This window comes from Duganella dendranthematis (assembly GCF_012849375.1).
Classification (GTDB): Bacteria; Pseudomonadota; Gammaproteobacteria; order Burkholderiales; family Burkholderiaceae_D; genus Rugamonas; species Rugamonas dendranthematis.
Genome location: NZ_CP051684.1, coordinates 32,886 through 46,240, shown reverse-complemented (window position 1 = coordinate 46,240; position 13,355 = coordinate 32,886). Strand labels below are relative to the sequence as shown.

Below are 13,355 nucleotides of genomic sequence, written 5' to 3'. Positions count from 1 at the left end.
TTGGTGGGTGAGTTATCAGGGCGCCAGGGCCGCGCTGCCGAAGCGGGTGCGGCAACTGGTATCGGCGCCGCCATCGCTTTGCAGGATGGTCAGCGTCTTGCCGTCGGCCGAAGGCAGCAGCGGCGTGGAATAGTTCTGGCACCAGTTGGTGGCGCTCGGCGGCGACGGAATGGCCAGCGGCGCGGCCACTGCCTTCCACGGGCCGCTGCCATCGGCGGAGGTGTTGGTGAACATGGTCTTGCCGTTGCCGGCATCGACCGCGCCGTTTTTGTCGAACAGGATCTGGCCGATGGCGATCAGCATGCCGTTGGGCTGGCCCGCGACCGGCGTCCAGGCGAAGGTCGGCGCGTGGCGGAAGAACTGGCCGCTGGCGGTCTCCAGGCGGAAACCGGGATCGTTGGCGGCGCCCCAGTTGATGCCGTCCGTGGAACGCTTGGCGCGCACCGTGCAGTCGAGCGGGCCGCCGTAGCAGTTCTCATAGGTCATCAGGTAAGCACCGGACGGCAGCTGGCGCACGATGGCCATGCCGGGACGGGCGTTGGGATCGTCGCCGGCGACCACGGTTTGCGGCGCGCTCCAGTTGACGGCGTCGCGGCTGGTGACTTCGACCAGGATCTGCGAATGGCCGGCCAGCGTTTCGTCCGAGTAGTAGCAAACCAGTTCGCCGCTCTTTGCGATGCCGAATTCCGGCTCCCAGATGCCCGACGGGTCTTTCAAGTTCTTGGCGATGCGGCCCTTGCCGCACAGGGACAGGTAGGTCCAGGTGACGCCGCCGTCGGCGCTCTGGTAGATGCGGTTTTCCATTGGCGCGTTGCGTTCCTGGCCAACCGAGGTAGAGTAGAGCAGGGTGCCGGCCGGCAGTGCGCCGATCTTCACCGGCAGTTCATACAGCGTGCCGCAGCACTGGCCCTGTTTGAATTCCGGATCGGCGATGACGCCGATGCGGCTGAAGCTCTTGCCGTCGTCGCTACTGGCGTAGATGCCGCCGACCGGCGCGCCGTTTTCGGTGGACGAGATGCTGGCCACCAGGCGGCCGTTCAGCGCGGCGTTCTGGTGGTGGCTTTGGCGGATCAGGCGCGGATAGGTGCCGAAAATGTCGGCCAGCAGCGTGCCGCGTGGCGCGCCGGCAGCGACTGGCGGTGTGGTGGCTGGTGAAGTCGGGGTTGTGGCGATGACGCTGCTGCCGCCACAGGCGCTCAAGATCAGTCCCGCGCATAGCGCGGCAGCGGCAAAAATGCCGGTACGGTGGGTCATGCTTGTCTCCTGGTTGTTGTCGGACTTTAAAGTCACAAATATTTTTGTTGGATTAATTATCGCAACATTCTTCATTAGTGACAACAATATTTGTTATAAATTTTGATCGGCTGGGGTTTTCGCCACGCTGTATCATGCGAACCAACAAACAAATTCATAGGAATACAGGCATGGACGCGAATCGGGCACTACTGGTGGAGGGGGATGCGGTGCTGCCGCTGGTGAAGGCGCTGTCGTCGGAAACGCGGCAGGCGATGCTGGCGCTGTTGACGCACAAGGTGCTCAATCTGTCGGAGCTGGCCGCGACCATGAACCTGCCGCATTCCACCGTCAGCTTCAACGTCAACCAGCTGGAGGCGGTGGGCCTGGTGGTGGTGGAGACCGAGCCGGGCACGCGCGGCATCCAGAAACTGTGCTCAAAGCGCTACGACGAAGTCCGTATCCGCCTGCCCGGTGCGGCGGTGGAGGCGGAGCAGAATACGGTCACCATCAGCATGCCGATCGGCAGCTATCGCAGCGTCGAGGCCAGCCCGACCTGCGGCCTGGTGAGCGAGACCAAAATCATCGGCATGCTCGACGATCCACGCTCGTTCTTCGAGCCGGAGCACGTCAATGCGCAGCTGCTGTGGTTTGGCGCGGGCCATGTGGAATATGCTTTCCCTAATAATGTGCCGTACGGCGCGGTGACCACCGACCTGTCGCTGTCGATGGAGCTGTGTTCGGAAGCGCCCAACTACAATCCGGAGTGGCCGTCCGACATCACGCTGTGGATCAACGACGTGGAAGTGGGTACCTGGACCTCGCCCGGCGATTTCGGCGGCAAGCCGGCGCTGCTGACGCCGGCGTGGTGGCAGATCGAAGGGACGACTTACGGCGTGCTGAAACAATGGAGCGTCAGCGAGCGCGGTGCGATGATCGATGGCGTGTCGCTGAGTGCGACCACGATCGCCGACCTGAATCTGGCGCAGGCCAACCACATCCGCGTCCGCATCGGTGTCAAGGACGACGCCCGCAACAAGGGCGGGCTGAATCTGTTTGGCCGAAAATTCGGCAACTATCCGCAGGATATCGTCATGCGCATGGGCTTCGAGTTTCCCGCAGGCGCAGCCGTGCCTATCGCCGGCACGATCTGATTGACTATCAAGCGTGACGTTTTTCCAACAACTTTTGTTGTTGCTTAGGGCGGGAAACGTCTACCTCACCAAATTTCAGTGATATTTCGCCATTAGTCGCAAATATTCTTGAAATAAAAATCAAATAGCTTCACTATTGCAGCGTTACTAGGGCACTGTCGCAAAGAAGTTTGCGAGATTGCCGCCCATAACGAATATATAAAGCGATGACGCGCCGTGCAACGCGCTGGAGGCATCCGGTATCAGTAGCTCGCCAGGGCATACCGGGTCTGCACGGGAGCAGTCGTCCTATACAAATAGTGGAGACACAGACATGCAACAGTTCAAAAGAACGCCGCTCGCCGCGGCGTTGCTGAGTGTATTGGCAGGCGTACCGGCATGGGCGCAGCAGCAGCCGGCCGACAGCACCGGCGAGGGCACCACCGTGGTGGTGTCGGGCATCCGCCAGAGCGTACGCAAGGCCGAAGACATCAAGCGCACCGCCGACCAGGTGGTCGATTCCATCAACGCCGAGGACATCGGCAAATTCCCCGACCGCTCGGTGGGCGAGGCGCTGCAGCGCATTCCCGGCGTACAGGTCAGCCGTACCGCCAGCGAAGTAAACAGCGTACTGATACGCGGCCTGCCGGATCTGGCCACCACCATCAACGGCAACGAAATCTTCACCGGCGACGGCCGCCGCCTGTCTTATCAGGATCTGCGCATCGAGGGCGTGGCCGGGCTGGACGTCTTCAAGTCGGCCACGCCCAACCAGCAGGAGGGCGGCATCGCTGGCCTGATGGACGTGCGGCTGCGCAAACCGTTCGACTTCAAGGGCCTGAGCGCGTCCGGTTTCGCCGACGGCGTCAATGTTCACCCGCGCGGCACCAGCGCCAAGTCGTACACCGATCCCTCGTTGGGTGGCCTGATCTCCAACCGCTGGAAGACCGAGCATGGCGACGTCGGCGCACTGCTGGACGGCACCTATGTCAAGGATCGCTTCGTCAATCCGGTGCAGTGGCTCGCCGAGCCGGGCGGCGCCGGCCTGTGGCAGGTGCGCGCCGATGGCACGGCCTATCGCGACGACCCGAGCAATCCGAACCTGGCGGCCGAAAAGGCCAAGGGCGGCGCCACCACGGCGGCGGTGATGCCGTTCCCGGGCGGCGTGTACAACTCCGGCGAGCGCGAACGCCAGCAGCTGCACGGCGCGCTGCAATGGAAGCCGAACGACAAGCTGGAACTGGACAGCCAGATGATCTACATGGGCTACCGCAGCCGCAGCGCGGAAGACTACCTGTTCGGCGTGGCGCGCGACGGCTTTGCCGCCACCAATGTGGTGCTGGCGCCGGACGGCGACTACTGCAACACCAGCCGTGGCCACGCCTGCCCGATCGCTTCGGCCGACGTGCTGGCCGCCGCTGATGGCAACACGCCGTACACAGCGTCCAGCACCCAGGCGCACCAGCAGAAGACCGATACCGCCTATGGCAGCTTCGGCGCCAAATACAAGGATGGTCCATGGCAGGCCAGCACCGACCTGGCGTTCACCTACTCCAAGTTCACCGATGACCGCATCATCGTCGACCAGAGCGTGCCGAATGCGAGCTTGCACGTGGTCGGCCTGGACGCCAGCGGCCACGGTGGCTTCTCCGGTTCCACGCCGGGCCATCCGGATGCCCTGAGCGATCCGAATCAATATGTGCTGCGCGGCTTCTTCCAGTCGTGGAACGAGAGCAGCGGCCGCCAGGTCCAATGGCGCAATGATGTCAGCTATCGCCTCGGCGAAGGCTTCATCAGCAAGCTGTCGGGCGGATTGCGCCTGTCGTCGCGCGACGCCGAGTACCACGGCGCCGAAGGCGGTGTCGATACGCCGGGCGGTGCGCGTCCGGTGCCGGTCAGCGTATTCGGGCCGGGGTTTAATTCGGTGGTGCCGGGCGTGGAGCGTCTGGGCGGCGCCTTCGCGACGCCGTCGACCGACTTCCTGCTGGATAACCGCGACCAGGTACGCAAGTACTACGGCCTGGCGGCGGGCCGCCTGCCGGACGATCCCAACCGCCTGTTCAAGCAGACCGAGAAAACCTACACCGGCTATGGCATGGCCAACTACGGTTTCGATGTCGGCTCGGTCGGCGTTTCTGGTCTGGCCGGCGTGCGCGTGAGCCGTGTCCAGCGCGATTTGAGCGGCAACAGCCGCATCGGCGACACCATCAGCAATATCGATCTGAGCACCTCGCACACCGACGTCCTGCCGAGCATCAGCGCCAAGGTGGACTGGGCCAGCGACTGGATGTCGCACATCGGCTGGGGCAAGACCGTGACCCGTCCGGATTTCGCTTCGCTGAATCCCGCGCTGTCGCTGACGCCACCGTCGATCAACCGCCCGGGCTACGGTACCGCCGGTAATCCGACTCTGAAGCCGGTCGAATCGAAGTCCTTCGACATCACGCTGGAGCGCTACTTCGACAACAACGGCTATGCATCGGTCGCGTACTTCGACCGCCGCATCGATGGCTACCTGCAGCCGTTCTCGCAGGTGGAGAGCATCAACGGCCTCGATTACACCGTGACCCGGCCGCAAAATGCCGGCAAGGGCAAGCTGCATGGTTACGAGCTGTCGGCGCAGAAGTTCCTCGACTTCCTGCCGGGCGTGCTGTCGGGACTGGGCGTACAGGCCAACTACACGTGGATCACCGGCACCACGGAAAGCGCCAATACCCTCAATGGCAGCGACTACACGGTGACGCCGTTGACCAATGTCGCCAAGAAGAACGCCAACGTGGCGCTGATCTACGAGAAGTTTGGACTGAGTGGCCGCCTGGCCTATTCCCGCCGAGACAGCTATGTCGAGTCGCTGAACAATGGCGGCATCCAGCTGCCGGCGACCAATGTGGTGCGTCCGCGGACCCAGGTCGATCTGTCGATCGGGTACGAAATCAACCCACACCTGTCTTTGCAATTCAACGCCTGGAACCTGACGCACGCCGCCTATGAAAGCTATAGCGGCTACCAACAGTTCGCACGCGATATCCGTTACGACCCGGCCGTCTACTCGCTTGGCTTGCGCTTCAAGCTGTAACGTCGCGTTATCCGCTCCAGTGTAGTACTTCCGCAGGGAGCTTGCTCCCTGCTTTTTTTTTGCGCGCACAAAACAGGAGTCTGCGTCATGAAGAAAAAACGTCCGATCAAGATCGCCATTGTGGGCGTCGGCAAAATCGCCTGCGACCAGCACTTGCCGGCGATTTGGGCGAGCGATGAATTTGAACTGGTGGCGTCGGCCAGCCTGGGCGACACCGTCGCCGGCTGGCCCGGCTTCCGCTCGATCGACGACATGCTGGCGGCGGTGCCGAAGATCGAAGCAGTGGCCCTGTGCGTGCCGCCGCAGTATCGGTACATGGCGGCGCGCGCTGCGCTTTTGGCTGGCAAGCATGTGCTGATGGAGAAGCCGCCCGGGGCGACGCTGTCCGAGGTGGAGGATTTGCAGGCGCTGGCTGCACGGCAAGGCTGCACGCTGTTCGCCAGCTGGCATTCGCGCCACGCGCCGGCGGTGCAGCCGGCCAAGGCGTTTCTGGCCGAGTGGCCGCCGCTGGGCGTGCAGATCATCTGGCGCGAAGATGTACGAGTATGGCATCCGGGCCAGGAGTGGATCTGGCAGGCCGGCGGTCTTGGCGTTTTTGATCCCGGCATCAATGCGCTGTCCATTCTCACCGAGATCCTGCCGTCACGGGTGTTCCTGCAGCGGGCCACACTGGGCTTTCCCGCCAACCGCGCCGCACCCATCATGGCCGAGTTATTCTTTCAGGATGCTGACGGCATGCAGGTGCACGCCGACTTCGACTGGCGCGAGACCACGCAGCAGCGCTGGGACATCGTGGTGCAGACCGCCGCCGGAGAGCTCAGGCTCGGTGACGGCGGAGCGAGCCTGTGGCGGCAGGGCGTTGCGCAAGTGCTGGGCGAGGACAAGGAATATCCGTCGCTGTACCGCCACTTCGCCGCGCTGATCAGGGATGGCCGCTCGGACGTGGACTTGTCGCCATTGCGCCATGTGGCCGATGCATTCATGCTAGGCTTGCACACGCAGTTGGGATTATTTGATCACTGAACCGGGAGAACAGCACATGACCGCATACCAGCGCTTCGCCACGACATTCGCAGTCTTATCCCTTGGACTGGCAGCGCAGGCAACGGGACAAACGGTACGACAGTTCGAGGTGCCCGGCGAGTTGCCGGTTGCGCTGTATCGTCCCGCGTCGGTCGAGCCGGGCGTGAAAGCGCCGCTGGTGTTCCTGCTGCATGGAAGCTCGGGAGATGGACCATCCATATTAAGCAACTCCGGTTTGCAAGCAGCGGCTGACAAACATGGCTTTATCATCGCGGCGCCGACGGGCGCAATCCATCTCGACAAAGGATTTGCGTGGAATGTGCCGGGCGTCGCGACAGTCAGTGGCAAGGCTCCCGGCGCAGGCGACAGGGACGACGTCAAATACATGCTGTCCATCCTGAATGCGCTGGTCAAGCAGGGCAGCGTTGACCGCAGCCGTGTCTACGCCACCGGCATCTCCGGTGGCGGCCGCAAGACCAGCTGGTTGGGCTGCGTCGCATCGACGCGCTTCGCCGCCATCGCGCCGGTGGTGGGGCTGCGTGCTGGAACACCGCTCAAGTCGGATCCGGCCCGTCCGGACCCCGAGAGCTGCCAGCCAGAATCAGCCCTGCCGATCATCGCATTCGCCGGCAACAAGGACACGGTCAATCCGATGGAAGGCGGCGGCGCGCCATACTGGCAGTACTCGATGCGTTCCGCCGAAATCAGATGGGCGACGCTGAATCACTGCCAGACATCTCCCGTAACGCGGGCGATCTCGCCGGCCCTGTATCAGGAGCGTTACGACGGCTGCCGGGACAATGCCGAGGTCACCGCCTACATTACCGAGGGAGGAGGGCATAGCTGGCTGGCCGACAATGAAGTGATGTGGGCTTTCTTTAAAAGCTACGCGCGCGCCGAGGATGGCAAGCTGCTCAAGATCGCTAACTAACAGGACTTGTGACCGCTGCCTGTCCGATACCAGTCGCAAGCCGTGCGCGGGAATTTTTTACGGGCGTCATAAAGCGCACTCAGGCGCCACGCAATTTCCCGCACAATGGAACCATGGATAAAGTTACGACGCGATTTACCGATGCCTCCCTCTTGCCGTCGCCGGACAGCCGCCGCGCGCCTTTGATCAAGCGCCGGGATCTGAAGATGGCCAGGTCGCCGCACGCCTACGTGCGCGGCAATACTGCCCAATACTATGACTGGCTACACTCCTTGCCGGGACAACGGCTGCCGCGTGGGCCGGCGATCTGGATCTGCGGCGACTGCCACGTCGGCAACCTGGGACCGGTCGCCGATGCGCAACGAAAAGTTCAGCTGCGCCTGCGCGATTTTGATCAGGCGACCATCGGCAATCCGTCGCACGACCTGATTCGTCTCGGCCTGTCGCTCGCCAGCGCCGCGCGCGGCTCATCACTGCCAGGCATCGTCACCGCGCACATGCTGCAGCACATGCTGCTGGGCTATCAGCGGGCGTTCTTCCCGGGTCACGAAGAGATCTTCGTCAAGCCGCAGGTGGTCAAGACGGCCTTACGCCAGGCGCAGCAGCGTTCCTGGAAGATGCTGGCGCGCGAGCGGGCCATCGACGGCCGCCAGACCATCCAGCTGGGCAAAAACTTTTGGCCGATTAGCGCTGCGGAGCGGTCCGCGATCGACGAGATGTTTGCCGATCCGGCCATCCTTGCCCGCGTAACGGGCGGTGAGGTTGGCGACACGTCGCGCCGTCCTGTGGTGGTCGACGCCGCGTATTGGGTCAAAGGCTGCAGCTCGTTGGGCTTGCTGCGCTATGCCGTCCTGGTCGATTACAACGGCGCGCGCCGACTAATCGACATCAAGGAAGCCGTGGCGGCGACCAGTCCGCGCTATCGCCGTGCCAGCATGCCGCGCGATAACGCCAAACGCGTGACGGAAGGAGCTTGTCATCTGACCCCGGCATTGGGCGAGCGCATGGTGGCGCGGCGATTCATGGAGCGTGGCGTGTTTATCCGCGAACTGTTGCCGCAAGACCTGAAATTGGAAATTGAACAGCTGGGCATCGAGGATGCGGTGCTGACTGCCAGTTATCTGGCCTATGTGGTCGGTAGCGCGCATGCGCGGCAAATGGACGCGGGAACGCGCCACGCCTGGCTCACCGAACTGATGGGCAAGCCCGCCAAGTCCGCCGGCGCGCCACACTGGTTGTGGCACAGCGTGGTTCAGCTGGTCGCCAGTCACGAAGCGGGCTATCTTGAGCATTGCCGGAAATACGCGATGTCGGAATGAATCGCCGCGGTGCGCGCCGGGCGCGTGGTCCCGCCGCGTGTTGCGACTGCGTTAAACCCTGGCCCCAGGCTGCTTGAACAGGCCACGGCGTTCCGCGACAGCGGCCGCCTCGGTGCGGTTGTTCGCCTCCAGTTTCTGGAAAATCGCCTTCATGTGGGTCTTCACGGTGTCCGGCGCGATGGCCAGTCTGCGGGCGACGGTCTTGTTGCAGCAGCCTTCGGTGACCAGACGCAGCACATCGCTCTCGCGCCCGGTCAAGCCGCGTCCGGCCATGCTGTCGGCCAGACGGCACGCGGCTGCCGCACACACATAGCGCACGCCCCGGTGCACCGAGCGGACGCCGTCGAACAGCTGGTCGGACTTGCCGCCGAGGATGTGGTAGCCATGCGCGCCGCATGCGAACGCATGGCGAATCTCGGACTCGGTCTCTCGCCCGCTCAATATCAGCAACCGGGCCGAGGTGGCGTGCCGGCCGCGCGGTCCCTGGACAATGGCCAGCAACGCCAGCGCTGCCTCGTAATCCGCCACCACCACGTCCGCCGCGGAGTGCGTCAGCCAGTCCGGCTGGCCGGCAGGCGGCGATTGCAATATAAAGTCGTCCTGCTTGCGCAGCATTTCGACCAGACCCGCTGCGACAAACGGTTCGCTATGCAAGACCATTACCTTGATCGCTGCCACTGAATCCATGATATCCCTCGCCTTAAAGATGGAGTTTTGCCCGCAGCGCAGCATTGTCCCGCTCCAGCTGCTCGATGCGCTCGCGTAGCGGTTGCGCCACGGTGGCAATCTGCGCTTCCGTGAAGCGCCGGGTAATGTGTTGCGGACAATTCCAGTCGAACGCCTGCAGTCGCAACTTGAATATCCGTTCCGGTTTTGCGCCGTACCCCTTGTCCAATACGCGCTCCGTCAGTAGCGGATCGGCGCCCAGCGCCAGGGTCTCGACGTGCGCATAAATTTTCAGGCGCGCGCGGCGGGGATAGTCGACCAGGATCATGCAGGCACGATCGCTGGCCTTGAAATTGCCGGTGCTGATGTACTGCCGGTTGCCGCGATAGTCGGCAAAGGCGAGGGTTTGTTCGTCGATCACTTTCAGGAAGCCGGCCGGCCCGCCGCGATGCTGGACGTACGGCCAACCCGTTTCCGACACCGACGCCAGGTACAAGGTGTCTTGCTGGGCAATGAACTCAGCCTCCTGGTCGCTGAAGCGATCGAAGTCGCGATGCCCGCTGAAATCAGCCCACAGGTGATCCGCACCCATCTCCGCCTGTGCGGCTTGCACACTGGGCGTGCGTGCAACATCCATGAATCCATATGCCATGGCAAGCTCCTCGGTTGTCTTACCTTGCGTCCCTGGCGGCCTGCTGCGCGCGGGCGTAGCTCTCCATCACGGCCGCATAATTCGGCGTGACCAGCGCGTACAGCTGCGCCAGGTCGGCGGCTTCCGGCCGTGCCCAGGTACGGTGCAGTTCCGACAGTAACGCGTTGGTGGAGGTCGGCTTGACGCCACCCTGCACAAAGCGCGCGAGCGATACCCGCGACGCCATGTCGCTGGGGTCGCCGGAGGCATCGATGACGGCATACACGTCGTAGCCCGCCGCGACGGCGTCAAGCGCCGGGAACATCACGCACACACTGGTCCAGACGCCGGCCATCACCAGCGTTTTACGGCCGGTGGCCCGCACTTGCGCGACAAAGTCTTCGTTGTCCCAGGCGTTGACTTCGCCTTTGCGCGGCACGTAGACGGCATGCGGCGCGAGTTCGTGGATTTCCGGCATCAGCGGACCGTTGCTGCCGGCCGGCTCGGACGCGGTGGTGATCACCGGGATCTTGAGCAAAGTGCACAGGCGGGCGATCATCGACACGTTGCGGCGCAGGTCGGCGACCGGGATATCCTTGACGGTCTGGAACAGGCCGGACTGGTGATCGAGCAGCAGCACCAGGGTGTCGGCCGGGTCCAGCAGCCGGGCGCCGCCGCCGGTGGGCAGCACGCTGGCTTTGGTGGTTGAGGTGGTTTGCATGGTGATTCTCCTTTATTTGAGTAAATGGCGTCCGAGGAATTCCCGGATTAGAGGGACCATCTCGTCCAGCTTGTCTTCCAGAGCGAAATGGCCGGTATCGAGGTGATGCAGTTCTGCCTGCGGCAGGTCGCGCTGGAAGGCGGTCGCGCCTGCCAGCAGGAAGATGGGATCGTTGGCCCCCCATAAAATCAACGCAGGCGGTTGCGCGGCCCGGAAGTAATCATGGAATGCGGGATACAGCTCAACGTTGGTCCGGTAGTCATACATGATGGCGAACTGAATCGCTTCGTTGCCGGGACGATCGAGGAAAAACTGGTCATGTATCCAGGCCGCCGGATCGATTCGGGATTCGTCCTTGACCCCGGCCACATACTGGAAGCGGGTCGCCTCGATCTTCAGGAAGGGCCGCATGACGTCGCGGTTGGCGTCGCTGTTGTCGGCCCACAGCGCGCGCGTGGTGGCCCAGAAGTCGCCCATGCCGTCCTCATAGGCGTTGCCGTTCTGGATGACCAGCGCCGATACCCGCTCGGGATGCAGCAACGCCAGGCGAAAGCCGACCGGGGCGCCGTAATCCATCACGTACAGCGCGTAGTGTTCGGCGCCAAGCTGGACCAGCAGTTGATCGACCACGCCCGCGAAGGTCGCAAAGCTGTACGGGAAGTCAGCCGGCGATGGCATGTCCGACAGGCCGAAGCCTGGCAGATCTGGCGCAATCACCCGATAGCGGTCGGCCAGCGCCGGGATCAGGTTGCGGAACATGTGCGACGAGCTTGGGAAGCCATGCAGCAGCACCAGGACCGGCGCATCGGCAGGCCCGGCTTCACGATAAAAGACCTTGAGGCCGGCGACAGTGGCCGAGCGATGGTAGGTCACCGGCCGGGTGATGGCGGAGGTATCCATGTCAGGCCACCAGCTTGGCTGCGTTCTCGATGAACGTGGCCACCTCGTGCGGCCGCGACAGCATCACCGCATGGCTGCTTGCGATTTCCACAACCCGCGCGCCGGCCCGGCTGGCCATCTGGCGCTGCGCGCGGGGCGGTATCATCAAGTCGTCCAGTGCAAGCAGGTAATGGGTGGGTTTGGTTTTCCACGCGGTGCGCGTTATCTCCGCTGTCACAGCGCCCAGTCCCCACGGCACTTGCGACGCCGCCATGAAGCGGGTCTGTTCCAGCGCGACATCAGCGCCGAAGGCTTGCGGGAATCGCTCCGGATCGACCATCAGGAAGCCATCCTGCGGCGGCATCACTGGCGCCGTGGCCTCGCCCGGTTCGGCCGGGTGGGCGGTGAGCGAGGCTATCGACTCTCCCACGTCGGGGACGAAAGCGGCCAGATAAACTACCGCGGTGACCTTGGGATGGTCGCCGGCCTGGGTGACCACGGCGCCGCCATAACTGTGGCCCACCAGCACCACCGGATGGCGGGCCTGGCCGATCACGCGCTCGGTGGCGGCAACGTCGCCCTCCAGCGTGAGCGTCGGGTTCTGCACCACCAGCACTTCGTAGCCTTGATCCGACAGGATGGCATGCACCGCCTGCCAGCCGGAGCCATCGACAAAAGCGCCATGCACCAGTACGACCGATACTTTCTTAGATATGCCAGCAATGTTCATCTTGTTCCTCTTTCGTTTGGTTTAACCAGCGTGATTCATGTACGGGTGCGTGCGCAGTGACGTGGCCAGCAAGTCGATGAAGTGGCGCACCTTGGGGGATCCGAAGTTACTTTCCCGGTGCAGAATGTGTACGGGCAGCGGCGCTTCCTCGTGCTCGGCCAGAATGATTTTCAGCTGCCCCGCAGCCAGCGCGGCGCCGACCTGGTAGCACATCAGGCGGCAGATCCCCAGCCCGGCCAGCACCGCCTCGATCGCTTCTTCATTGTTGGTAACGGTCAGGCGTGGTTTGATCCGCACCGCAGTCCGGTTGCCGGCGCCGCCGAACTTCCATTCCACGCTTTGCGCCACGCCGGCGGTCGCGACGATCGTGTGCCGTTGCAAATCGCCGGGAACGCGTGGGACGCCGTGCCGGGCCAGGTATTCCGGTGAGGCGCACAGCACCCGCCGCACCTGGCCGACGCGCAGCCCCTTGGCGCTGGAGTCCGGCAGATGCCCGATCCGTACCGCGACATCGATGCCTTCGTCGACCAGGTTGACGATGCGGTCCAGGAAGTGTCCCGAGACCTCGACCTCGGGATAGCGCTTCAGGAACTCGACGATGCAGGGCATGATGAACAACCGTCCGTAGCCGGCGGGCGCGGTGACGGAGAGTTCACCTTTGAGGGCGGTATTGCCGCCGGCGGCGACCTCGTTGGCTTCGGCGATGCTGGCCAGAATTTCGCGGCTGTCGCTCAGGTAGCGGCGGCCAACTTCCGTCAGCCGCACATTGCGCGTGGTACGGCGCAGCAGCCGGACGCCCAGCAAGGCCTCCAGCCCGCCAATGGCGCGCGTGACGGACGCCGGCGACAAGTCCAGCCGTCGCGAAGCGCCGACAAAGCTTTCCTGCTCGCCCACGGCAACAAAGACCTGCATGAGATGTATCTGATCCATAACTTGGCTTCTCCAGATGGATTGGAAGGGAGACCGAATCCATAAAAGCAAGTTTGACCGATTTTTATCGCTTTATCGCAGTG

Annotated in this window: 12 protein-coding genes; 5 read left to right on the top strand and 7 right to left on the bottom strand. The window is 63.4% G+C overall.

The features are described 5' to 3' along the window. Window positions 1–15: 15 nt before the first annotated feature. The gene (locus HH213_RS00220; protein WP_169110039.1) at window positions 16–1,254 is read right to left on the bottom strand and encodes a sialidase family protein; all 1,239 of its coding nucleotides are present in this window, start codon (window positions 1,252–1,254) and stop codon (window positions 16–18) included. 170 nt (window positions 1,255–1,424) lie between these two features. Here HH213_RS00220 and HH213_RS00215 point away from each other — a divergent pair, with 170 nt between their 5' ends. The 5 genes from HH213_RS00215 to HH213_RS00195 all read left to right on the top strand — a co-directional run bounded on the left by HH213_RS00215 (window position 1,425) and on the right by HH213_RS00195 (window position 8,715). Continuing rightward, a complete protein-coding gene (locus HH213_RS00215) occupies window positions 1,425–2,387 on the top strand; it encodes an ArsR/SmtB family transcription factor (protein WP_110849214.1) in 963 nt (320 codons plus the stop codon). A 313-nt stretch (window positions 2,388–2,700) separates the two neighbouring features. After that, on the top strand, window positions 2,701–5,442 hold the full coding sequence (locus HH213_RS00210) for a TonB-dependent receptor (RefSeq protein ID WP_110849215.1): 2,742 nt from the start codon (window positions 2,701–2,703) through the stop codon (window positions 5,440–5,442). An 87-nt stretch (window positions 5,443–5,529) separates the two neighbouring features. Beyond that, the gene (locus HH213_RS00205; RefSeq protein WP_169110037.1) at window positions 5,530–6,465 is read left to right on the top strand and encodes a Gfo/Idh/MocA family protein; all 936 of its coding nucleotides are present in this window, start codon (window positions 5,530–5,532) and stop codon (window positions 6,463–6,465) included. Between the two features lie 16 nt (window positions 6,466–6,481). Continuing rightward, the gene (locus tag HH213_RS00200) at window positions 6,482–7,396 is read left to right on the top strand and encodes a CE1 family esterase (RefSeq protein WP_169110035.1); all 915 of its coding nucleotides are present in this window, start codon (window positions 6,482–6,484) and stop codon (window positions 7,394–7,396) included. Window positions 7,397–7,509: 113 nt separating this feature from the next. Further along, entirely contained in the window at window positions 7,510–8,715 is a 1,206-nt protein-coding gene (locus HH213_RS00195) for a DUF2252 family protein (RefSeq protein ID WP_169110034.1), read from the top strand. Between the two features lie 51 nt (window positions 8,716–8,766). On the opposite strand, the gene HH213_RS00190 is transcribed toward HH213_RS00195, so the two are convergent. The 6 genes from HH213_RS00190 to HH213_RS00165 are packed head-to-tail and all read right to left on the bottom strand — an operon-like array spanning window position 8,767 to window position 13,272. Then, window positions 8,767–9,402, bottom strand: a complete 636-nt coding sequence (locus HH213_RS00190) for a response regulator transcription factor (RefSeq protein WP_158288103.1) — start codon at window positions 9,400–9,402, stop codon at window positions 8,767–8,769. A 13-nt stretch (window positions 9,403–9,415) separates the two neighbouring features. After that, window positions 9,416–10,033, bottom strand: a complete 618-nt coding sequence (locus HH213_RS00185; RefSeq protein ID WP_110849220.1) for a pyridoxamine 5'-phosphate oxidase family protein — start codon at window positions 10,031–10,033, stop codon at window positions 9,416–9,418. 19 nt (window positions 10,034–10,052) lie between these two features. Continuing rightward, window positions 10,053–10,733: an isochorismatase family protein gene (locus HH213_RS00180; protein WP_110849221.1), complete on the bottom strand. Its 681-nt coding sequence runs from the start codon at window positions 10,731–10,733 to the stop codon at window positions 10,053–10,055. A 12-nt stretch (window positions 10,734–10,745) separates the two neighbouring features. After that, the gene (locus HH213_RS00175; protein ID WP_169110033.1) at window positions 10,746–11,633 is read right to left on the bottom strand and encodes an alpha/beta fold hydrolase; all 888 of its coding nucleotides are present in this window, start codon (window positions 11,631–11,633) and stop codon (window positions 10,746–10,748) included. 1 nt (window position 11,634) lies between these two features. Further along, window positions 11,635–12,342, bottom strand: a complete 708-nt coding sequence (locus HH213_RS00170; RefSeq protein ID WP_169110032.1) for an alpha/beta fold hydrolase — start codon at window positions 12,340–12,342, stop codon at window positions 11,635–11,637. A gap of 21 nt (window positions 12,343–12,363) precedes the next feature. Next, complete coding sequence (locus HH213_RS00165; protein ID WP_110849224.1) at window positions 12,364–13,272, bottom strand: LysR family transcriptional regulator; 909 nt, start codon at window positions 13,270–13,272, stop codon at window positions 12,364–12,366. Window positions 13,273–13,355: the final 83 nt, after the last annotated feature.